The sequence below is a fragment of the Mitsuaria sp. BK041 genome, assembly GCF_014193085.1.
Taxonomy (GTDB): domain Bacteria; phylum Pseudomonadota; class Gammaproteobacteria; order Burkholderiales; family Burkholderiaceae_C; genus Roseateles.
On the sequence record NZ_JACHYT010000002.1, the window covers coordinates 485,445 to 507,909 of the forward strand.

Sequence of the window (22,465 nt, forward strand, 5' to 3'; positions counted from 1 at the left end):
TCAAGGCACCTTCGGCGCCTTGGGCGCAAGAACCCAGGAGGGGACTTCGATGTCCTCGAAGGCCTGCCTTGCCGCTCGGATGCGGAACGGTGGCGCGTGATCCCCGACCACCACGAACAGAGAGTCGGGATGCGCCCGCATCTGGCGGCCGATCTCGCCCAGGGTGTGGCCAAGCGCGGCTGTCAGCTGGCAGACGCTGTCGGGTACTCCTGCGGCGGCGCAGAGCGGCGCAAGCTCGGCCGGGACCGTGGTCTCCTGCAAGGGGAGATGGGTGTTGAGCGTGAGCACGTAGACCAGCGTCGCCGGTTTCAGTCGCGCCCCAGCGGCTTCCAGGACGGCACCATCGCAGTGCCCACGGAACGCAGCGCCACATTGCGGCAGCCCTTGCTCAGCGAGTTGCTCGGCAAACATGACGTCATCGAACCCCACGATGGGCCACCACATGCGCCGATCAAACATGTTCCCGGTGAAACCATGCATGCCAACGCTGTGCCAGCCCAGGCTCGTCAGGCGTTTCGGAAGACAGTCGCCGACATGCTGTGCATCGAGCAACTGATAGCTGCCGCTGAGTAGACAGAGCGTCCGCAGCTCGCCGTAAGTCGTGGGCCCGATGAACTGGACCGGTGCTCGCCGGATCTCGCGCGCACTGGCTTGTCCGGTAAGACGGTCGTCGAGCCAACGGCGCAACCCCGGGTCCCGCACCACGCCCAACGACTCGACCAGAACCAGCATGGTGCTGCCGTTTGGATGAGCACTGGCCCAATCCTCGACGACCCGATGCAACGCCACGGCCGCTGGCGTCTCCAATGACTGCAAGGGCTGCGTCTCCTTCTTGATCGCCAAGACCACGCTCGGACTGCCGGCCAGGTTGGTCCGGATCAGCCGCACATCACGGTTGGACAGCAACGAGGAGCCGTTCAACACGTCCAGCATCAGCAGTACCACGAGCGCAATGGCGAAGCCGGTCCACCGCATGGGTGACTTCATTACCCGCGTCAAGGCGAGAAAAGCAGCCACGAAGCCAATCGCCATGGCGGCATCCCAAGGCGAGAACAGCGACTTGATGTCGAGCGCCTGCCCAAAACGGAAAGACGCTAGGAAAGCGGCCGGGGAGCGGAAGTGATAGTTAAGCGAAAGCGACACCATCACGTCCATCAGCCAGACCACAATCAGCAAGACCGCACCGGTCCGGCGGTAGCGGCAGGCGATCATCAGCGCGACGAAGGCGTCGAGGTTGAAGATGGGGCGACTGACCTGGTCCAGCATGCCCATCGCCCACAAGGGCAGATGAAACAGCACGATGGCGATCCCGACACGTAGCAGGTCGGCGGCGATCGAACGCCGGGCGTGGGGAGTTACAACGGAACTCATGGCGTCATGCGGGCCTCTCGGGATCCGCGCAGAGACTGTGGTCCGCCCCTCGGGCGGCGCGACATTCCAGACCCACCACGGATACGAGGCCGCAGAGGATGGCGAACCAGAGGGTGGACAGCCGGATGCCTACGGCGGCGAGGACGCCCACTGACAGGTCGACATGGGAGAGACTCAAAAGCGCCGTGATCGTCGCTTCGGTGGACCCGATGCCGCCGGGCAACATCGAGGCGGCACCGGCCAGCATCGACAGCGGATAGATCGAGAGCGCCTCGGCGGTCGGCACGCTGTTCACCCCGAGCGCACCGATCAAGTGACGAAAGCCCAGGGCCACGGTACCCCAGGCGAGCAGGCCCAGCGCGAGGCTCACCCCCAAGTCCAACGGCCGCACCCAGAGCCGCCCGCCGGCCAGGCCATCGCGCAGGACTTCGATCCAGCGGGCCGGCGTGGGCCAGGCGCCTCGACGCAACAGGTCGGCTCCACGGGTCAGCCATCCCGGGCGCCACCCCAGCACCACGACAAGCGTCAGACAGAGCAGCACGAAGGCGGTCGATGCCGCCAGCACCCGAGGATCTCGGATCGCCAGCATCGCCAACCCGAGCACGACGAGCAGATCCATGGCCCGCTCGAAGACGAACACAGCCACCACTCGCCAAGCTGGCACACCGTGGTCATGGAAGTAGCGCACGCGGATCAATTCACCGACCTTGCCCGGTGTCGCGGTGAACGCGAATCCGGCGAGGTAGGCGAAGAAGCCGGCCACGATCGGCACGGCATGGCCGGCGCGTCGCAGCAACCACCACCAGCGTAGGTAGCGGGCGAGGTAGCTGCCCAGGGAGACCGCCAGCAACAAGGGCAGCACACCAGACAGGGAGTTCAGTCCGTCGAACACCTGCCTTCGCGCATCGACCCAGACAAGCGCCGCCACGTAGGCGGCCGTGAGAAGGAAGAAGCCCACGAGGGCACCGCGAATCCGCATGGCGCCCTACCGGAACGACAGGTGCTTATGGCCGAGATAGCTCGTGAAGACCGGCACCACCACGCCTACCGCGTGCGCGATCTCGGGCACGAAGTGGGTCGCGCCCATGGCCGGCAGGACATAGTCCGCCAAGCCAACGCTCACGGCCCAGGTCTGCAGCACGGCGACTGCGTTGACCAGCACGAAATACATCGCCGACTGGTGCAGCGGCCGTCCCCCCTGCTTGAAGACGAACTGCCGGGCCAGTACGAACGCCGTGGTCATGCCTACCAGATAGGCCAGCACGATGGCTGCGGAATACCCCATCCAGTGACTGAACAGGATCCGCGAGCCGAAGTTCACGGCTGCCGCCAGACCGCCGGTCAGCAGGAAGGCCAGGAACTGGCGAGAACGGAACGCGGAGATCACGCCACCACGTCCCGCGCCATGTTGCGACCGTAGCCGATGCTCTCGGAGATGCCACGATCCTCGGGGTAGTAGTAGGAGGTGTCGGCCACCCACAGCCCTTGCAACGGCAACCGGGCCGGCGGAAGCCGGTCCAGGTAGCCCGGATCGCAGATCGGCTGTGCATACCGGTAGCGACTGGCCCGCATGTCGATGAAGTCTGCGTCGATCAAGGACGGATTGATGCGCTTCAGGTAGCGCCTGACCTTGTCGAGGAAGACCTGATTGTCCTCGGCGAACTTCGGGTGCTCACCCGGCATGTAGAAGGGCACGTAAACGATGTGATCCTTCATCGGGCGAAGATTCGTGTACTCCACGACTCCGGGGATGTCCATCTCCGGATCATTCGTGTTCAACCAGAACTTGTCGGTCACCGGCTTTCGCAGCTTGACGATCACGCAGACGACGGCGATGTTCTTCAAAGCCTCGAACTTGGCCTTGATGTCCGCGGGCAGGTCGGGCACCAGGCGATTGACGTAGGGCAACGGCACCGTGCTGACGACCTTGTCGAAGGCCTCGTCGCCGGAGGCCAGGCGGATGCCGCGCACACGCCCCTCCTCGATCAGCACCTGCTGCACTGGCGTGCTGAGGCGGAACTCGCCACCACGGGCCTCGATCGCAGCCTTCATGCCATTGAGCAGCGTGGCCGATCCCCCTTCCAGGTAGCCCAGCTTTTCCTTGAACAGGTTGTAGCGGGAGCGTCCGATGCGCCGGATGCGGCTCCAGATCCAGGCAGCGGACAGCTGGTCGGTGTAGTCATAGAACTTCAGTTCGAAGAGCTTGCGCCACAGCACCTCGAAGGCCTCGTTGCCCACGCCCCGGCGCAACCAGCCGGTCGCCTCCAACCCGTCCAGGGGCTTCCAGTCGTTGCGCTTGATGCACAGGAACGCGTGTACGCCGGAGCGGATCTTCGCAGGCAGGCTCAAACCCTTGAAGCCGAGCAGCGCGAAGGGCGTGCCCCAGGCCTGCAAGCGGCCCTCGTACCAATAGCCCATCTTGGTCGCCACCCACCGCATGCGGTCCGCCAGGCCGAGTTCGTCGAGCATCCGCAGGAACGCGACGTCGGACGTGCAGTGGAAGTGGTAATAGCGCTCAATGTCGAGTCCACCGAAGTCCTGGGTGGCGGTCATGCCCCCTACGCGATCATCGGCCTCGAACACGATGGGCCGATGGCCATCGAGCGCCAGTTGATAGGCCACTGCCAGGCCCATTGGACCGGCGCCCAGGACGGCGATGCGTTGCTGCTGCCTCATGTCGTCTCTCAGAACTCGAGCACCACGCGGCTGTAGCGCGGGTCATTGAAGGTTTCTTCCACAGCGTCGCGGAAGGTCGTGCGTTTCACGCCGAAGATGCCCGGCCAGTCGATCACCTCGAATTCGTCCTTGGCGCTCAGCGCCGCCAGCTGTTGCGTGGTGAACGGCGGATTCTTGTCGAACAGGCCCCAGATCCATAGCGCCGCGAAGAAGGCGGCATAGGGCACGCGCACGATCGGCGTCCGCGAGCGCGTGGCGCGCTTGATCTCCCGGATGATGTCGATGTAGTCGACCTTCTCGTGGCCGGAGATGTTGTAGATGCCGTCCTTCACCCGGCCCTCGATGCAACGGATGATGACGTTGCAGAAGTCACCGGCGTACAAGGGCTGACGCATGTATCGGCCATCTCCGGGAATCGGGAAGAAAGGCACCTTCTGCATGAAGCGCGACAGCCAGCCCAGGTGCTTGCGGTCAAACCATCCGAACATCAGCGTCGGACGAAGGATCGGACACGGGATGCCGCTCTCGACGACGAGCCGCTCCTGGTCCTTCTTCGTGTTGGTGTAGAAGTCGTCCGCCACGGACTCCACCACTGACGAGCTGATGTGCACCAGTCTCGCGATGTCGTGGCGGCGCACCAGATCCAGGATCAGCCGGGTCGAGTCCACGTTGTTGCGGACGAACTCCTGATAGTCGTTGCCACCGATCTGTGCCTGCAGCATCACGACGGCACCCGCGCCCTCGAAATGGCGTGCCCAGTCCCCCGGCTGGGAGACGTCGGCGAGTTCAACGACGATGTCTGGCTGAACCCGTCGCAACACGGTCACGTTGGCCGAGTGCTTGTCGATCACGACGATATTCCGGTAACCCGCATCCTTCAGGCGGGCCACGAGGTTTTGTCCGACGAGACCGGCGCCACCGGGCAGCACGATCTTTGTATCGGGATGAAGAGAGGTGGGCTGCATGGGTTCAGGGAGCGAAAGTTGAAGCGGGGGCGGACGGAGCCACGCCCTCTGCTGAGCCGGCAAGAGTCGCGTCGTACCATCGCACCCCATAGGTCGGCGACCAGCCGGGGATGGGGCTTTCCGAAGCACCCTCGCGAATCACGAAGCTCTCGATGCGACGTCCGCGTGGGCTATCACCGGTGAACAGCGATTGTCGGAGTTCGCCTGCATTTTCGACCAATGGGCTCAGCGGCAGCGGCAGGGCGGCCATGCCGGGGACGAAACGGAAACTGTGCATCTCGCCGTCGCAGGTACGGACGTCGATCATCAAGCGTCGCGTCTTGTAGAAGAGCGATGCCAGCCGTCCAGTGACCGTCGGCTGAAAATCGAAGGCCGCCAGCACCTGGGAACGATCGCATGACAAGCTCACCGTCTCGCCCAGGCGCGCGGTACGCGCGCCGGTCTCCCGCGGCGCGACGCATTCACCGCCGGCACGGGCCAAGGGAAGGAACGACCCCTGCATTTCGCCTGCCGGTCGGTAGCGCTGCGCGAGGCATGTCCAGACGTGCCCCTCCTCCAGGACTGGTAGCCTCTCGTCGATCGGCTTGACGTCCACAAACAAGTAGTCCGGTGCGTTCGGGCCCGCGACGTACGCGCGGTTGAGGGCAAGCAACGCCGGCGTGTAGGCACTGTAGCTCTGGAACACCGGGCGAGGCTTCCACGCCATGTCGTGCACCAGCACGCAATTGATGTCGGTCGGATAGATATCGACACTGCCGGACACGGTTCGGATCGGGCAAGCTGCAAGGATCGCCTGATGGGCCTTGGCTTCCGCCTCGCGCAGCGAGGCGCCGCGGCTCGCTGCGACTTCAGCCCATCGAGTCAGGTTATCAATGCGCTCGGCCAGTCCGGCTAGCGGACTCGGCAAGCTCCCAAGGAAAGTGCCGGGCGCCGACAGCACATAGGACCGCCAGTAGGCCGGGCTGCGCTTGAGTGCCTGCCAATCCAGTCCCTGGGCCACAGCATGGTCGCGCGCCGCGAAGACGATCCGACTGATGCTGCGGCCGTCGCCGTTATAGATTGGCGCGGAGGCGATCGTCAGCACACAGGCGACAACAAACACCATCCTGGCCATCCGGGGAAGCTTTGCGTCAGGCACGGCGAGCGCAAGCACGCAGAGCAGGACCCACGGGAAGATCGAATGCACGCCACCATGGCGCACGACCGCCGCCTTGGCGACGACGGTCAGCACGGCCGCCAACGCCAGCAGCAGATAGATCCGTGTCCGTGTCCCACGGGCGGCTCGGACGATGGAAGTCAGCAGCGCAACCGCAACGACATAGAGCAGCACCGCCTCCATCAGCTGCAGATTGATTCCGGCGAATGCGACGCCAAGATCCCACTCCATGGCGCTCGTGTAGCCCTTGATGATCTCCCCGTCCAGCAGGTAACCCGGCAAGTCTCCGAGCGCCTGACCGCCGATCAGCCACAGCAGCGCCAGCGACACGCAGAACACCACCACACCGACGACGGCCATTCGCCACCGGCCTTGCGAAGATTCGTAGGCGCATGTGAGCAGTAACAGCACTGCGCTCAGCGGAAGGAAGGACAGCTTGGCAAGCGTCAACGCCGGCGTCAGCGCCACCGCGACCAGCAACGCCCATTGCCCCGAACCCGCGCCGCCTCGCCCTGCCGAATGGGCCACTGCCAGCGGAATGACGCCCAGGTACAGGTAGAACATGGCCTCGTTGCTCGGACTCAACACGAACACCAGCAGCGCCGCAAAGAGGAAGCGCGTGCCGGAAACATCGCGCAGGAGCACCGCGAAGTTGAGCGCAATAGCCAGGGCCAATGCCAATCCGAGGCCGAACCCCGGCCCCGCATAGGCGGTCAACATGCCTGCCAGCGGGCCGTAGGTAAACAGCAGGTCGCGACCTGGCACAGCCCCGTGTGACAGCGCCGCGGTCAAACCGTTCATCCAGGACGAGTCGAGCGACGCGTCCGGCAGATTGGGGAAGAAGTCGACGCTGAGCAGGATGAGCAGCAGGCCGAGCCCGTCGCTCCAACGCCAGGAGCGTGCACTATCCGGCGTCAAAAGGCGTTCATGGTCTCTTACCATGTTGTGAGTCCCTGATGGTGCATGGCATCGGCCTCCCAGCCTGATACTCAGATGTTCATGCGGTGGAACACCGCGCGCGGCAGGTTGCGGATCACGATCATGATCAGCGCCCACTTGCCCGGCGTGTACAGCACCGCGCGTCCCGCGTCCGTCGCCGCGACGATCTCCCGCGCCACCGCGCCGACGTCCGCCAGCTTGGCGCCGTCCTGCTTGAGGTGCGCCGTCATCGGCGTGTCCGTCGGACCCGGCTTGACCAGCGTGACCCGCACCGCGGTCACCGCCAGACGGTGCTGCAGCCCTTCGACGTAGCGCTCCACCAGCCCCTTGGCCGAGCCGTAGACATAGTTGGACTTGCGGCCGCGGTCACCGGCCACCGAGCCGATCACCGCCAGCCGGCCCCGGCCCGCGCCCTGCATCGCACCGGCGATCGCCTCGGCGAACAGCACCGGCGACACGCCGTTGATGGACAGCTCACGGGCCGCCAGCGCCAGGTCGCCCTCGCAGGCCGGCTGGTCGGGCAGATGGCCGTGCGCCACCAGCGCCACGTCGATCGGTGCGTCCTGGGCCACGGCGCGGACCAGACCGCCGATGGCCGCAGGGTCCTCGAAGTCCACGACGCGGACCGACGTCTCGACGCCCTGGCCGCGCACGCGCAGGTCCTGCGCGAGCAGGTCCAGGCGCTGCGCATCGCGGCCGACCAGCACCAGGCGCGCGTTGCCCCGCGCGGCCCAGAGGCGCGCGCACTGCTCGGCCATTGCCGAGGTCGCGCCAATGATCAGGATGTGTGTCATCTTTCCCTCACTCCCCCATGAGGCGACGCGACATCTCGGACGACAGGCCCGGATCGCGATACGCCTGGAACTCCGACAGGCGCGGATAACCGGCCTCGAAAAGTGACCGCGGCATTCGACTGTCCTTGGCCAGGTACAACCGCCCGCCGGCCTGCGCCACGATCGCGTCCAGCCGCTCGAACAGCCGCGCCAGGTCCGGCCCGGTGTTGGCGAAATCCAGCGCCAGCGTCACACCGGGCCGTGGAAAGCTCAACATGCCGACGGCCGCCCGGTCCCCGAAGGTCTTGAGCACCGCCAGGAACGAACCGCGTCCCGACCGCCCGATCTCCGCGAGCATCGCCTGCACGCCGTCCGCGCCGACTTCGGGCGGCAGCACGCACTGGTACTGATGGAAGCCGCGCGGCCCGTAGATCCGGTTCCAGTCGTCGAGGTTGTCCAGCGGATAGAAGAACGGCTCGTAATGCTGGGTGGACGGCCCCGCGCGCCAGCGCCCCATGTGGAAATAGGCCGCGTTGAACGCGCGCAGGCTCAACGGATTGACCAGAGAGATCGGCGGCGTGAACGGCACGCGACGCCCCTTCTTGCGCGGCGATGGCCCGTCGGCGACCGGCGCGTGATTGCCGCGCATGAACAGCCCGCGCGCACTGCCGCTGTTCAGGCCGCCCGACAGGCAGTCGATCCACGACACGGTGTATTCCCAGTCCGCCTCGGCGCGCCGGCTCAGGTCGAAGAACTCCTGGAGCGTGCCGTAGGGCTCGGACTCCGTGGCCAGCCACGGGCCGGGCACCGGCCGCAGCTGCAACTCGGCCTGCACGATCACGCCGGTCAGCCCGATGCCGCCGACGGTGGCGGCGAACCAGTCCGGACGCAGGTCCGGGCCACACTCGATCACGGTCCCATCGACCCGCTGCAGGACCAGCCGCCGCACGTGGTCGCCGAAAGCGCCCACCGCATGATGGTTCTTGCCGTGGACGTCGTTGGCGATCGCGCCGCCGACGGTCACCAACTGCGTCCCCGGGCTCGCCGCCAGCATCCAGCCGCGCGGCACGCACAGGCGCTGGATGTCGCGCAGCAGCACGCCGGCCTCGCAGGTGAGGCGGCCGCTGGCCGCGTCGAAGTCGATGAAGCGGTCCAACCCGCGCGTGGCCCACAGCAGGCCGCCCGCGTTGAGCGCGGCGTCGCCGTAGCTGCGGCCCATCCCGTGGGCGATGCCGCCCGGCCGATGCGCGAGCTGGCGAGCGACGCCCAGGCGGTCGGCCAGCGGCACGACCTCGTGCGCCGCCTCGCTCAACCGCCCCCAGCCGCTGACCCTCACCACCACGCGAGCGCCCCCACGGCCAGCACCAGGCCCACGCAGGCACCCGCCATCAGCGAGGTGCGGTCCTTCACCGCGAAGACCAGCGGGTCGTCATGCATGCGGCCGCGGTGGGCCTGCATCCACATCCAGTGGATCCAGAACAGCATCACGGGGACGGCGCCCCAGATGACCTCGGGATGGCGGTAGAGCTTGGTGACGGCCTCGCTGTTGAGATAGAGCGCCAACACGAGGACCGATGCCTGGCCCGCCGTGATGCCCATGGTCTGGATCAGCGACGCGTCGTCGGTCAGGTAGCCGCGACCATGCAGTTTGGTGCGACCGCTGGTGCGCTGCAGCTCAAGCTCGGCATACCGCTTCACGAAAGCCAGGGACAGGAAAAGGAACACGGAGAACGCCAGCAGCCAGAACGACAGCGCCAGACTGACCGCCGCACCGCCTGCCAGCACGCGCAGCGTGTACAGGATCGCCAGCGTCAGGCAATCCACCAGGATCAGGCGCTTGAGCAGCCAGGAGTACCAGCACGTCAGCACGAAGTAGACAGACAACCAGCCCAGGAATGCTGTTCCCACAAGACTGGCCAGGCCCAGGCTTGCCGCCAGCAGCACTGGCGCCAACGCCACGCCGACCCACACCTCCAGCGCACCAGACGCGAAAGGCCTCGCGCGCTTGCGCGGATGCAGCCGGTCACTTTCCAGGTCCAGCAAATCGTTGGCCAAATAGACCGACGAGGCGCACAGGCTGAAAGCGACGAAGGCGATGGCCAACGTACCCCAGGCTGCGGCATTGCTCAGTTGGTGCGCGGCCAACAGCGGCATGAACAGCAGCAGGTTCTTCAGCCATTGATGCAGTCGCAGCGCGCGTCGCCACACGGTAAAGCCCGAGGCTTGAGCCTCAAACACGCGGGCGACCGTGAATCGGGCGCGAGCGGTCGCGACCAACGCGCGCGAGGCATTGACAACCACAGCCTCGCGGGCACGATCCCACACGGCCAGATCCGGCGCGGCATTGCCGGCGTAGTCGAATCCTTTCGCGCCGAAACGCGCGACCAGCGCATCAGCCTTCCTACCCCCGGCGAGATTGACCGAGCCATCGGTGGCAATCACCTCGTCGAACAATTGCAGATGGCCGGCGATCGCCTCAGCGATCGATCGATCTGTCGCCGTGCAGAGCACAAGACGGCGGCCTGCGGCGCGCTGCTCCTTCAACCAATCGATGAAAGGCAGGTTGTAAGGCAGGGTCTCGACATTCAGCTCGGTCAGTGACGAGATCTGCCGTTTCATGTACGCCTTGCCGCGAGCCAACCAAGCTGGAATCCGCAGCGTGCTCGCCGGCTTGTCGCGCAGCAACTGCAGCGCGGACTCGTGCAGGGTGTCGGTGTGCAGCAGCGTGCCGTCGAGATCGACCACCAGCGGATACGGATGCGAAGTCAAAATTTCCCTCAGTCGCTCATTCCTGCTCTCTCGGAGCGGGCCGTATTGTCGTTGCAAATCAGCGGGCTTCCGCCGGCCTGGATTCGGCGCGCCGGCCGTATTCGGGCACGAAACGCGCCAAGCCCGTCACCACATCGTCACGCGGGCGTGCTGCGGCGTCCCCGGCCCCCTGTATCCATGCCAACAAGCCCCCCTCGGCGCCCACTTGTCCCAGCTTGGCAATCCTCACCCGCGCAATCCGCGTCGGCAGCGTCTTGTCCGAATCCGCAATCAACTCCTCATACAGCTTCTCCCCAGGCCTCAACCCGGTGAACCTGATCCCGATCTCCTGCTCCTGCCGCCCTGCCATCCGGATCATCGTCTTCGCCAGATCCACGATCTTCACCGGATCGCCCATATCCAGCACCAGCACCTGCCCGCTCTCCCCGATCGCGCCTGCCTGCAGCACCAACCGCGCCGCCTCCGGGATCGTCATGAAGTAGCGAATGATCTCCGGATGCGTCACCGTCACCGGCCCGCCCCTGGCGATCTGCTCCTTGAACTTCGGAATCACGCTCCCGCTGGAGCCGAGCACGTTCCCGAACCTCACCGCCATGAACTTCGTCGCGTGCCCCTGCCCCGCCATGTGACTGATGACGAGTTCCGCCGCCCGCTTCGTCGCCCCCATCACATTCGTCGGATTCACCGCCTTGTCCGTCGAGATCAGCACAAACCGCTCGGCCCCTGATTCAGCCGCCGCCATGCACGCGTGATACGTCCCCAGCGTGTTGTTCCTCAGCGCGGCCCACGCGTTCTCCTCCTCCATCAGCGGCACATGCTTGTAAGCCGCCGCATGGAACACGATCTGCGGCCGGTACTTCCCGAACGTGAACCGCAGGTGCTCCAGGTCCTTCACATCCCCGATCAGCCGCACCAGCGGGATGTGCGGGAACTTCTCCGACAGCTCCTGCTCGATCCGGTACAGCGCGAACTCGCTCAGCTCGTACAGCACGATCCTCGACGGCCCGTAGCGCGCCACCTGCCGGCACAGCTCCGACCCGATCGACCCGCCCGCCCCGGTGATCAGCACCGTCTTGCCGCCGATGCACTCGCTGATGCCGCCCTCGTCGAGCTGCACCGGCTCGCGCCCCAGCAGGTCCTCGGGCTCGATGTCCCGCACCTGGTTCACCGCGCGGCCCGCCAGCAGCTCCTGGCTGCTCGGCACCGTCAGCACCGCCAGCCCCGTCTTGCCCGCCAGGTCCAGCGCGCGCCGGCGCTGCGCCGTCGTCGCCGCCGGCATCGCCACGATCACATGCGTGATGCCATGCATCTCCGCCAGCCGGCCCGCGTCCTCCAGGGTGCCGATCACCGGCACGCCGGCCACGCGCGCGCCGCGCTTCTCCGCCGCATCGTCCAGGTAGCCCACCACCACCCAGCCCTGCTGGTGCTGGATGCCCGCCACCAGCAGCCGGCCGGCGTCCCCGGCGCCCATCACCAGCGCCCGGCGCTGCTCCTGCGCACTGCCGCTGATGCGGCTGCGCATGTGCTCGTAGAGCATGCGGTAGCCCATGCGCATCGTCGCCAGCGCCATCAGCGTGAACACCGGATGCAGCGCCAGCACCGCCCGCGGCACCTTGGTCAGCTGCGCCATCAGCACCGCCACCGCCGCCACCAGGCCCGCGGTGATGCACACCGCCGCCAGCCGCTTGACCTCGCCGAAGCCGCTGAAGCGCCACATGCCCTTGGGCACGTGAAACAGCCGCAGCAGCACCCCGTACAGCGCGACGATGCCCAGCATCACCCAGTGGTCGTAACCCGGCCTGGCTTCGAACCAGCGCTCGAAGCCCAGCCGGAACAGATAGGTCGCCTGCCAGGCCAGCGCCACCGCCACCATGTCGAGCGCCAGCGCCAGCGCCTCGCGGTAGGGCCTCACGCGCGTCAGGAAGGCATCGAGGGACAACCAGTTCATCGTGTTCTCTTGTTCCGTGCTGGGTGCCCGGTGCTCAGGCCTTGATCGCGCCCAGCGTCGCCAGGATCAACCGGATGTCGCCGCCCAGACTGGCGTTGCGCACGTAGTCCGCCGCCAGGCGCAGCTTCATCGGCATGACCACCTCGACATACTCGCGCTCCGGATCCTCCGCCCGCGCCAGCAGCTCGCTCTCGTTGCGGAAGCTCAGCGAGGCCGGATCGGTGATCCCCGGCCGCACCGACAGCACCAGCTCGCGCAGCTCCGCCGGATACAGCGCCACGTAGCGCGGCACCTCGGGCCGCGGTCCGACCAGGCTCATCGCGCCGCGCAGCACGTCCCACAGCTGCGGCAGCTCGTCGACCTTGCTCGCGCGCAGCCAGCGTCCGCTGCGGGTGATGCGCGCGTCGTCGCCGATGGTGATCTGCGGGCCCAGCCGTGGCGCGTCCACGCGCATCGTGCGGAACTTGTGGATGCGGAAGCTCGCGCCGAAGCGCCCCACCCGCTCCTGCCGGAACATCACCGGCCCCGGCGAGTCCAGCTTGACCCATACCGCCACCGCCAGCAGCAGCGGGCTCAGCAGCAGCAGGCCGATGCCGGCGCAGACGATGTCGAAGAGTCGCTTGGCCATCGGCCGTCCCCGCTCCGTGTCCCGTCCGGCCCGTTCAGGCGCCCAGCGCGCGGCGCACCGCGGCGATCACGCGCTCGACCTGGTCGTCGGTCATCGCCGTGTACAGCGGGATCGTCACCGTGCGCTCGTAGGCCTTCTGCGACTCGGGGAACATCTCCGGCGTCAGGCCGTAGCGCTCCTTCCAGTACGGGTGCTGGTGCAGCGGCACGTAGTGCACGCTGCAGCCGATGCCCTGCTCGAACAGGCGCTCGATGAATTCGTCGCGGCCGATCGGCGCATCCTCGGTCAGGCGCAGCACGTAAAGGTGCCAGCTGTGGACGTCGCCCTCCGGCGCCTGCGGCGGCAGGATCAGCGGCAGGTCGGCCAGCGCCTCGAAGTAGCGCGCGGCGATCTGCTCGCGGCGCCGCTGGAAGGCCGGCAGCCGCTTGAGCTGGTGCAGGCCCATCGCCGCGGCGATGTCGGTCAGGTTGTACTTGAAGCCGGGCGCGACGATCTCGTAGTACCAGCTCGGCACCTTGGCGGTGAAGCGGTCGAAGGCGTCGCGGTTGATGCCGTGCAGCCGCATCACGCGGGCGCGCTTGGCCAGCTCCGCGTCGCGGGTCACCAGCATGCCGCCCTCGCCCGTGGTCATCGTCTTGTTGGCGTAGAAGCTGAACACGGTGGCATTGCTGCCCATCGTGCCGATCAGCTCCTTCTCCAGCGTCGTGGGCAGCGCATGCGCCGCGTCCTCGACGACCTTCAGCCCATGCCGGCGCGCGATGTCCAGCAGCGTCAGCATGTCCACCGCCAGGCCGGCGTAGTGGACCGGGATGATCGCCTTGGTGCGCGGCGTGATCGCGGCCTCGATCTGGTCGAGCGCGATGTTCATCGTCTTCGGATCGATGTCCACCAGCTTCACGTCCGCGCCCATGTAGCGCACCACCTCGGCGGTGGCGGTGAAGGTGTGCGTGGTGGTGATGACCTCGTCGCCGGGCCCGATGCCCAGCGCCTCGAGCGCCAGGTGCAGCCCCGCCGTCGCGGAGTTGACCGCGATGCACTCGATCTGCGGCTCGTTGAGGAACTCGGCGAAGGCCTGCTCGAAGCGCTTGGCCTTCGGGCCGGTCGTGATCCAGCCGCTCCGGAGCGTGTCGACGACTTCCGCGATCTCCTCGTCGCCCAGCTCGGGCAGCGCGAACGGCAGGAAGGGGAGCTTCTGGTCGGGGTTCTGGCTCATGGTGTCTTGGTGATCAGCGCCAGCACGTGGCTGCGCAGAAAGGGCATCGTGTTGAGGACGCGGTAGGCGCCGGGGTGCAGCCGGCAGGCGGCGCGCGCGATCGGGGGAGCCAGCGTGACGCGGCGCACCGTCGTCCGGCCCTCGGGGAACAGCGCGCGCACGCGCTTGAGCGGCACGCCCCGGACGTCGGGATTGCGCGGATTGTCGACGATGAAGTCGTACCAGAGCACCGCCCCGCCCGGCCGCAGCCAGCGCCACATGGCCTGCGCCAGGCGCTGCTGCAGCGCATCGTCCAGGATGGACGAGAACACCGTCGACTGCAGCACCAGGTCCTGGCTGCCCGGCTCGACCTCGGCCTGCGACGCATCGCCCGCCAGCAACCGCACCTGCTGCGGCAACGCGGCGCGGGCCGCCTCCAGGCGCTCGGGCAGCAGCTCGATGCCGGTCAGATGCTGCGGCAGCAGGCCCAGCCGCAGCATGTCCATCAGGTTGCCGCCCGCGCCGCAGCCCACCTCGGTCATCCGCCAGCCGCTCACCGGGGCGTCGGCCTCGGGCATCGCCGCGCGGTGCGCCGCCAGCAGCCGCAGCATCGCCGCCTGGCGCTCGTGCAGCATCTGCCAGACCTCGGGACGCAGCAGGCTGTAGCGCTCCAGGCCGGCCAGCCGCTGGTCGCGGCGGGCGTAGCGCTGGGCGATGGCCTCGAGTTCTCGGTCCTGGGTCATGGCAAAGGTCCTCGCGGCAGCTCAGGACACCGCGTCGATGAAGCGCTGCGCCAGCACCGGGTAGGTGTGATTCGCCAGCACGAACTCGCGACCGCGGCGGCCCATCTCGGCGCGCTCCCCGGCCGGGACCGCGGCCAGCGTCAGCAGGCCGTCGGCGACGGCCTTCGGATCCTGGGGCGGCACCGTCAGCCCGGCGCCGGCCTCGGCCACCGGATCGTTGCCGGCCTCCACCGAGTGCAGCACCGGCCGCTGCGCCATCAGGTAGTCCATCAGCTTGTTGGGCGCGATGCCGAAGCGGTAGATCGGCGTGCGCTGCCAGCCGATGTAGGCGATGTCGAACCCCTTCAGCAGCGACGGGATCTGCGCCTTGGGGATCGCCGGGAACATCGCGACGTTCGCGATCGCCTCGTCGCGCACCCGCGCCTCGAGGTGCTCGCGCAGATGACCGCCGCCGACCAGCACGACGCTCAGCGCCTTCGCGGCCGGGTCGGCGCGCTCCTTCAGCAGCTTCGCCGCGTCCAGCAGTACATCCAGGGCGTTGGGCTCGCCCATCGAGCCGGCATATCCGACGACGGTGCGACCGGCCGCGCGCTCGGCGTCCAGGTGCGCCTGGATCGCGGGCTCGAGCGGCTCGCCGTGCTCCGACCATTCATCCAGCGTGATGCCGTTGGGCACGATGTGCAGCTTCTTCAGGTCGAGCCCGTGCGCGGCCATGTGCGCGTGGACCTTGGGCAGCATCGAGACGACGACGTCGGCATCGCGGTAGGCGTCGTTCTCGGCCTTCTGGCAGAGCATCGCGAACGGATGCCACTTCGACATGCCCGACAGCTCGATCGGCGACAGCGGCCACAGGTCGTGGACCTCGTAGACCAGCTTGGCCTTCGCGAGCTTGGCCACGCGGCGCGCCACCCACACGTCCATCGGATAGGTGCTGGAGGCGATGACCACGTCCGGCGCGAATTCGCGCGCCAGGATGTCGGCGTCCTTCCAGACCTGGCGGCAGAAGGACCAGATGTTCTTGACCCGGCCCATGCCGTTGCCCTGGTACTCGGGCGTGTCGTAGAAGAGGTAGTTCACGCCGCTCATCGCGGCCATGCCGGGCTCGGGCTGGGTCGTGCGCACGTGCGAGTAGGACGCGCCCAGGATCAGCGCCTGGTGCCCCGCCCGGACCCATTCGCGGGCCAGGTAGAACGGGCGGAACTCCATGCCGTGCTTCGGCGAGCCGGCGTAGTGGTTGATCAGCAGCAGCTTCATGGGGACGTCGGGGAAAGGCTCTCGCGGGTCGGGCGCCTCAGGCGCGTTGCAGGCGGTCGACGAAGCGGGCGACGGCGGGACCGAACATCGCATGCGCCGCCACCCAGGCGCGGTTGGCCGCGCCCAGGCGGTCGGCGTCGACTGCCTGGCCGGCCACGTCGGCCTGGCCGACCAGCATCCGCAGGCGGTCGGGCAGCGCGCCCAGGTCCTCGTCGTCCTTCAGGATCAGGCCATGGCGGCCGAGCAGCGTGTCGGGCTGCCCCAGCGCCAGGCTGCCGGCGGTGCCCAGCAGTTCGTGGTTGGCCGGCAGGTCGGACAGCAGCGGCAGGCACTCGTGCGCCATCGCCTCCAGCACCGACACCGACACTGAATCGCTCTCCGGCAGGCTCAGGAACCAGCGCGCCGGCGCATAGCGGCGGCCTTGCGAGGTGGCGTCCAGCCGCCCGGTGAACTCGACCCGCTCCGCCAGGCCCAGCGTGCGCACCTGCTCCTCCAGCGCGGCGCGCAGCGAGCCGTCGTTGGCGACGACCAGGCGCGCCTCGGGCTGCTTCGCGGCAATCGCGGCGAAGACCTCGATCACGCGGTGCGGGCGGTAGATCGGCTCCAGGCCGCGGTTGGCGTAGAACAGCCAGGGCTGCTTGCGCACGTTCTGCTTGGGCAGCTGCTCCAGGCCGAAGGGGAAGGTCATCACCTCGGCCGCGCCCAGCTCGCGCATGCGGGCGCTCATGAATTCGGAATCGGAGGTCGTCACCGCGCAGGCCTTGAGCACCTGCGTCGTCAGCCAGCGGTAGGCCCAGCCCTGGCCAGGCGCGACCAGGATGTCGCTGCCCCAGGCCGAGCCGGCGATCCGCGCGCGCAGCTTCCAGCCGCGGCGCGCGGCCCAGGCCAGCGTGCCGTGCGAGGTCAGGTAATGCGCATGCAGCCAGTCGGCGTCGACCTTCTTGAGCCACGCCCCCAGCGCCGGCAGCTGCTTGAGCACCGCGATGTTGCCGCCGCCATGCGCGGGATCGGTGTTGAGCGCGAGGCGGCGGTCCTCGGGGATCAGGAAATGGAACTCGGGCGCGAAGCCGCGGGTGGACGCGGCCCACAGCTCGATCTCGCGGCGCTGCGACAGCGCGCGCGCCCATTTCAGCAGGTGGGGACTCTCGCCGTCCCCGATCAGGACCAGTCTCATGCAGGCACTCCATGGGCGACGGGCCGCGGCGCCGAGCCGCGCACCAGCCACGCCAGGTAGATCGCGAAATAGATCGGCAGCAGCACCGCGATGGCGCCGAGCGCCGTCGTCAGCGCGCCGCCGGCACTCAGCACCAGCGCGACCGGCAGCACGTACAGCGCGTTGCCGACCAGGCTGAAGGCCAGCGCGCCGCGCTGACGTCCGGTGACCATCGGCGTCACGGTCAGCGGCGCGGCGATGAAATGCGCGGCGACGTAGGGCGCGATCCAGCGGCCGTACTCGCCCGCGGTGGTCCAGTCCTCGCCCAGCAGCCAGCCGAACAGCGCCGGGCCCACGGCGATCAGCACCGCCATGCCGGGCAGCGCCACCATGGCCAGCAGCCGGATGCCGCGCAGCAGGCGCGGACGCAGGTCGACGCCGCGCTGCCAGTCGCGGGCGAGCTCGCCCAGCAGCGCCTCGGACAGCGCGCCGCCGACCAGCGTCGCCGGCGCCTTCACCAGCCGCACCATCAGCGCGTAGTAGCCGGCCGTGGCGGCGTCGGCCCAGGCGGCGATCATCGCCAGCACCAGCGTCTCCTGCGCCGCGTTGACGAAGGCATGCGGGCTGTTGAGCAGCGGGAACTGCTTGTAGCGCCAGGCCAGGCGGCGCAGGTGGCGCCAATGCCAGGACTTGCCGGCCTGGTCCAGCCGCGTCGCGCGGCGCCAGCGCGCGCCACGATGCAGCAGCCACAGCGGCGCCAGCAGCGCGGCCAGGCTCTGCGACAGCACCAGGGCCGCCACGCCGGCGAAGCCACCCAGGGCCGCCAGCGCCTGGGCCGCGGCCATCACGCCCTGCTGCAGCACCCGCGCCTGCGCGATCACGTCGATGCGGGCCTGGCGGTTGTTCCACAGGCTCAGCGCCTGCTGCATGCCGGCCAGCGCGACCACCGGCGCCAGCATCAGCAGCCACGGATCCAGTTGCGCGAGCGACACCCAGCGGCCGCCCAGCCGCGCATGCTGGGCCATCAGCAGGTGCCAGAGGCCGGCGCCGGCGGCCGTCAGCAGCCCCATGGCCAGGGCGATCCACAGCGCCAGCTGCAGCACCAGCGCCGCCTCGCCGTCGCGGCGCGGCAGGACAATCGCGAACTCGTAGCGCGCGTTGGCGATGGTGGCGAGGTTGGCGGCCAGCGCGACGAACAGCGCCCAATGCCCGAGCGCCTCGGCGCCGTACCAGCGCGTCAGCAGCGGCGCGATCAGCATCGGGATCGCCTGCGTCAGCATGGACGCGCCGGCGAGCTGGGCGAAGCGGCGGCGGACAGTCATCGGAGCTGGCCTCCGTGACGCTCCGCGATCGCGCGCACCGCGGCCCGCTGCGAGGCGCTCAGCCGCGCATGCAGGCCCAGCGGCAGGTTGAGCACGGTGCGGGCCGCGCGCTCGCCCTGCGGGCAGTCGCCCGCGGTGTAGCCGAAGCGGCGGCTGCCGCGCGGATGGACGACGTCATCGAACCAGGTGCCGCCGACGATGCCCGCCGCCTCGAGCGCCACCACGGCGGCGTCGCGTGAGGCCGCGTCGGGCAGCAGCAGCGGATAACGCAGCAGCACGGCGCCGGGCGCGCGCACCGGCCATTCCCAGCCCGGCAGATTCGTCAGCAGCGCGTCGAAGTCCGCGGCCTGCGCGCGGCGCAACGCATGGATCGCGTCGAAGCGACGCGCCTGCGTCCATCCGATCGCGGCGCTCAGCGGATGCAGGCCGGCGCGGTAGTCGGGCTGCGTGTCGCCGGCGACCTCGCTGTCCGGCGTCTTCGCCACCACGCCCAGCATCCGCGATGGCGCGCGCAGCAGCGCGGTCAGCGCGCTCAGCGCCGGGCGCGGCAGGCTCATCGTCAAGCGGTGCCAGCACAGCGTCAGCAGCTGCCGCAGGACCGTGCCGGTCGACGGCGCCCGCAGCGCCGGCAGGCGCGCCGCGAAGCGCTCCCGCGACGGCGGGTGATGGATGACCAGCGCGCCGCCGATGCCGGTGGTCAGCGGCTTGGAGTACTCGAAGCTGAAGAAGGCCGCATGGCCCAGCGTGCCGACGGGACGGCCCACCGCGTCGGTGCTACCCCAGGCGTGGGCCGCGTCCTCGACGAAGACGACGTCGGGGTGCTGGATGCGCAGCTCGTCCAGACCCTCGGTGACCAGGCCGAAGTTGTGCGGCACCACGACCAGCCGTGTCTCGTCGCTGATGGCGTCGGAGATCGCATCGGGCGTGGGGTTGAAGTCGTCGCGCGCGATGTCGACGTAGCGGACCGTCAGCCCCAGGTGCATGAAGACATTGGGCACGACCACGCAGGTGTAGCCCGGCAGCAGCACTTCCGAGCCGGGCGGCAGGTCCAGCGACGCGGCGAAGGCGTGCAGCGCCGCGCGGCCGCTGCCGAACAGGCGCACCTCGCCGTCGACCGCCGGGTCCAGGCCCAGGCTGCGCGCGAAGGCGGCGCGGAAGTCCTCGAGGCTGGCGGTGCCGCGCCGCAGCCAGTGCCACAGCGCCACCGGCAGGTCGCGCCAGCGCAGCGCGCCGGCGACATGACCCTTCATGAGGACGACGACGGCGGACGCGCGCCGTCGACCCGGTGGAGCGGCCGGGCCGGCACGCCGCCGTAGACCCAGCCGCCGGGGAGGTGGCCGCGCACCAGGGCGTGCGCGGCGACGACCGCGCCGTCCTCGATCACGCTGCCGGGCAGCACCGTCACGCGCGCGCCGAGGAACACGTTGCTGCCGATGCGGATGTCGGCGCGCTGGTAGTGCTCGCGGAAGAGGCCGGTGGCGGTGACCGCGTTGGACTCGCAGAAGAGCATCAGGCCGGGGCCGATGGCGACGTCGTCGCCGATGGTGAGCCGCTGCTGGCCGATCAGCAGGTAGCCGCCCGGCGCGATGTGGCTGCGCACGCCGATGCGGAAACTGCCGGGGCCGCTGGCCAGCAGCTGGACGTCGCGGTACAGGATGGATCCCGCGCCGAGCGCGCTGCCCGCGCCGCAGCGCACCCGCACGCCGGGATGGATCTGGGCGCGGGTGCCGACGCGCAGCCCCAGGCACGCCGCGACGCGCGCGCGGATCCGCGCGCGCACCGCATCCAGCGTGTAGCCCAGCAGCATCGCGTTGGTGGCCTTGTCCAGGAGGTTGATCGGAAGGGGTGAGATCGGCGACGGCCCGGGCGCGCGCAGCGCTCAGGCCAGCGCAGCGCGCAGCGCGGCGACGACCTCGTCCTGCTGCGCCTCGGTGAGGTCGGCGCTCATCGGCAGGCTCATCACGCGCCGCGCCGCGGCCTCGGCATGCATCAACGGCGTCGCGATGCGGCAGCGCTGCTCGTAGGCGGGCTGGCGGTGCAGGGGCCGCGGGTAGTGGATCGCGGTCGGGATCCCGGCCTGCTTGAGCGCCTGGACCACCGTCTCGCGCTCGTCCACCTGCACGGTGAACTGCGCCCAGACGCAGTCGCGGTCCTCGCGCACGGCCAGGCGCTGCAGCGGCAGCTCGCCGATCAGCTGCTGGTAGCGCTCGCCGATGGCCAGGCGCCGCGCGATCTCCCAGTCGAAGCGTTCCAGCTTGCCGAGCACCACCGCGCACTGCAGGGTGTCCATGCGCCCGCCGACGCCCACCCGCGTGTGCGTGTAGCGCTGGCTCTGGCCGTGGACGCGGATCTCGCGCGCGGCCTGCGCCAGCGCCTCGTCATCGGTGAACAGCGCGCCGCCGTCGCCGTAGCAGCCCAGCGGCTTGCTGGGGAAGAAGCTGGTCGCGCCCCAGGTCGAGAGGCCGCAGCTCCTGCGGCCCTTGTACGTCGCGCCGAAGCTCTGCGCCGCGTCCTCGATGACCGGGATGTTCCCGTGCCGCGCCGCGATCGCGTTGATCGCCTCCATGTCGCAGACCTGGCCGTACAGGCTCACCGGCATGATCGCCTTCGTGCGCGGCGTGATGGCAGCCTCGATCAGCGCGGCGTCCAGGTTGCAGCTGTCGGGCTCGATGTCGACGAACACCGGCACGCCGCCCAGCAGCACGATGGTCTCGGCCGTCGCGGCAAAGGTGAAGGGCGTGGTGATGACCTCGTCGCCGGGCTGCAGGTCCAGCGTCATCAGCGCGATCAGCAGCGCCTCGGTGCCGCTGGCCACGGTGATGCAGTGGCGCGTGCCGGCGTAGGCGGCCAGGGCCGTTTCCAGCTCCTGGACCTCGGGGCCCATGATGTACTGGCCGTGGTCGAGCACGCGCTGGATGCGCGCGTCGATGGTGGTCTTCAGGGCGGCGTACTGCGCCTTGAGGTCGATGAAGGGAAGGCTCATGCCTGGGGCTCCGTGGGATCCACCAGGCGCAGCGCCCGGCCGTTGAGTTCGTAGAGATCGCCGCTCGCCGGACAGGCCGCGCGGCCCTGGCCTTCCACGGGGAGGTCCAGCTTCTCGCCATGGCGGCTCATCCAGCCGATCTGGCGCGCCGGCACGCCGACCATCAGCGCATACGGCGTCACGTCGCCCTTGACCACCGCGCCGGCGCCGACGAAGGCGTACTCGCCGATCGTCGCGCCGCAGACGACGGTGCAGTTGGCGCCCAGCGTCGCGCCGCGCTTCACCAGCGTGTGGCGGTATTCGCTCTTGCGCGGCACCGCCGAGCGCGGGTTGTAGACATTGGTGAAGACCATGGACGGGCCGCAGAAGACGTCGTCCTCCAGCGTCACCGCGTCATAGACCGACACGTTGTTCTGGATCTTCACGTTGCGGCCGATGGCCACGTCGTTGCCGACATAGACGCCCTGCCCCAGCGAGCAGCCCTCGCCGATGCGCGCGCCGGCGCAGACATGGCTGAAGTGCCAGACCTTGGTGCCGTCGCCGAGCTGCGCGCCGTCGTCGACGATGGCGCTGTCGTGCTTCCACCAGCCCAT

Annotated in this window: 20 protein-coding genes; all 20 read right to left on the bottom strand. The window is 68.8% G+C overall.

The window, feature by feature from the left end; all coding sequences use genetic code 11:
- On the bottom strand, positions 1-1,371 hold the full coding sequence (locus FHT38_RS18025; RefSeq protein ID WP_183492777.1) for a hypothetical protein: 1,371 nt from the start codon (positions 1,369-1,371) through the stop codon (positions 1-3).
- A 4-nt stretch (positions 1,372-1,375) separates the two neighbouring features.
- Complete coding sequence (locus FHT38_RS18030) at positions 1,376-2,329, bottom strand: lysylphosphatidylglycerol synthase transmembrane domain-containing protein (RefSeq protein WP_310737399.1); 954 nt, start codon at positions 2,327-2,329, stop codon at positions 1,376-1,378.
- A 27-nt stretch (positions 2,330-2,356) separates the two neighbouring features.
- Complete coding sequence (locus FHT38_RS18035) at positions 2,357-2,758, bottom strand: GtrA family protein (protein WP_183492779.1); 402 nt, start codon at positions 2,756-2,758, stop codon at positions 2,357-2,359.
- The gene (locus FHT38_RS18040; RefSeq protein ID WP_183492780.1) at positions 2,755-4,047 is read right to left on the bottom strand and encodes an NAD(P)/FAD-dependent oxidoreductase; all 1,293 of its coding nucleotides are present in this window, start codon (positions 4,045-4,047) and stop codon (positions 2,755-2,757) included. Before FHT38_RS18040 ends, FHT38_RS18035 begins: the two co-directional genes overlap by 4 nt.
- A gap of 8 nt (positions 4,048-4,055) precedes the next feature.
- A complete protein-coding gene (locus tag FHT38_RS18045; RefSeq protein ID WP_183492781.1) occupies positions 4,056-5,012 on the bottom strand; it encodes an NAD(P)-dependent oxidoreductase in 957 nt (318 codons plus the stop codon).
- Between the two features lie 4 nt (positions 5,013-5,016).
- Positions 5,017-7,110, bottom strand: coding sequence for a hypothetical protein (locus FHT38_RS18050; protein ID WP_183492782.1), 2,094 nt, complete (start codon positions 7,108-7,110; stop codon positions 5,017-5,019).
- A gap of 47 nt (positions 7,111-7,157) precedes the next feature.
- On the bottom strand, positions 7,158-7,901 hold the full coding sequence (locus FHT38_RS18055) for an SDR family NAD(P)-dependent oxidoreductase (protein ID WP_183492783.1): 744 nt from the start codon (positions 7,899-7,901) through the stop codon (positions 7,158-7,160).
- A gap of 7 nt (positions 7,902-7,908) precedes the next feature.
- A complete protein-coding gene (locus FHT38_RS18060; RefSeq protein ID WP_183493588.1) occupies positions 7,909-9,219 on the bottom strand; it encodes an FAD-binding oxidoreductase in 1,311 nt (436 codons plus the stop codon).
- The gene (locus FHT38_RS18065) at positions 9,213-10,649 is read right to left on the bottom strand and encodes a UbiA family prenyltransferase (protein ID WP_183492784.1); all 1,437 of its coding nucleotides are present in this window, start codon (positions 10,647-10,649) and stop codon (positions 9,213-9,215) included. The genes FHT38_RS18060 and FHT38_RS18065 overlap by 7 nt, the downstream gene beginning before the upstream one ends.
- Positions 10,650-10,707: 58 nt before the next feature.
- Positions 10,708-12,597, bottom strand: coding sequence for a nucleoside-diphosphate sugar epimerase/dehydratase (locus tag FHT38_RS18070; RefSeq protein WP_183492785.1), 1,890 nt, complete (start codon positions 12,595-12,597; stop codon positions 10,708-10,710).
- Between the two features lie 34 nt (positions 12,598-12,631).
- Complete coding sequence (locus FHT38_RS18075; RefSeq protein ID WP_183492786.1) at positions 12,632-13,225, bottom strand: sugar transferase; 594 nt, start codon at positions 13,223-13,225, stop codon at positions 12,632-12,634.
- Positions 13,226-13,259: 34 nt separating this feature from the next.
- Entirely contained in the window at positions 13,260-14,438 is a 1,179-nt protein-coding gene (locus tag FHT38_RS18080) for a DegT/DnrJ/EryC1/StrS aminotransferase family protein (RefSeq protein WP_183492787.1), read from the bottom strand.
- Positions 14,435-15,160, bottom strand: coding sequence for a class I SAM-dependent methyltransferase (locus FHT38_RS18085; RefSeq protein WP_091726767.1), 726 nt, complete (start codon positions 15,158-15,160; stop codon positions 14,435-14,437). Before FHT38_RS18085 ends, FHT38_RS18080 begins: the two co-directional genes overlap by 4 nt.
- Positions 15,161-15,181: 21 nt before the next feature.
- Positions 15,182-16,414 (bottom strand): glycosyltransferase family 4 protein, encoded by a 1,233-nt coding sequence (locus FHT38_RS18090; protein ID WP_183492788.1) that lies wholly within the window; start codon positions 16,412-16,414, stop codon positions 15,182-15,184.
- A gap of 37 nt (positions 16,415-16,451) precedes the next feature.
- A complete protein-coding gene (locus FHT38_RS18095; RefSeq protein ID WP_183492789.1) occupies positions 16,452-17,588 on the bottom strand; it encodes a glycosyltransferase in 1,137 nt (378 codons plus the stop codon).
- Entirely contained in the window at positions 17,585-18,889 is a 1,305-nt protein-coding gene (locus FHT38_RS18100) for a lipopolysaccharide biosynthesis protein (RefSeq protein ID WP_091726776.1), read from the bottom strand. The genes FHT38_RS18095 and FHT38_RS18100 overlap by 4 nt, the downstream gene beginning before the upstream one ends.
- Positions 18,886-20,139 carry a DegT/DnrJ/EryC1/StrS aminotransferase family protein gene (locus FHT38_RS18105; RefSeq protein WP_183492790.1) on the bottom strand — a complete coding sequence of 418 codons (1,254 nt, stop codon included), beginning with the start codon at positions 20,137-20,139 and terminating at the stop codon, positions 18,886-18,888. Before FHT38_RS18105 ends, FHT38_RS18100 begins: the two co-directional genes overlap by 4 nt.
- The gene (locus FHT38_RS18110; RefSeq protein WP_183492791.1) at positions 20,136-20,696 is read right to left on the bottom strand and encodes a DapH/DapD/GlmU-related protein; all 561 of its coding nucleotides are present in this window, start codon (positions 20,694-20,696) and stop codon (positions 20,136-20,138) included. Before FHT38_RS18110 ends, FHT38_RS18105 begins: the two co-directional genes overlap by 4 nt.
- 72 nt (positions 20,697-20,768) lie before the next feature.
- The gene (locus FHT38_RS18115) at positions 20,769-21,872 is read right to left on the bottom strand and encodes a DegT/DnrJ/EryC1/StrS aminotransferase family protein (protein WP_183492792.1); all 1,104 of its coding nucleotides are present in this window, start codon (positions 21,870-21,872) and stop codon (positions 20,769-20,771) included.
- Positions 21,869-22,465: an acyltransferase gene (locus FHT38_RS18120; RefSeq protein ID WP_183492793.1), complete on the bottom strand. Its 597-nt coding sequence runs from the start codon at positions 22,463-22,465 to the stop codon at positions 21,869-21,871. The genes FHT38_RS18115 and FHT38_RS18120 overlap by 4 nt, the downstream gene beginning before the upstream one ends.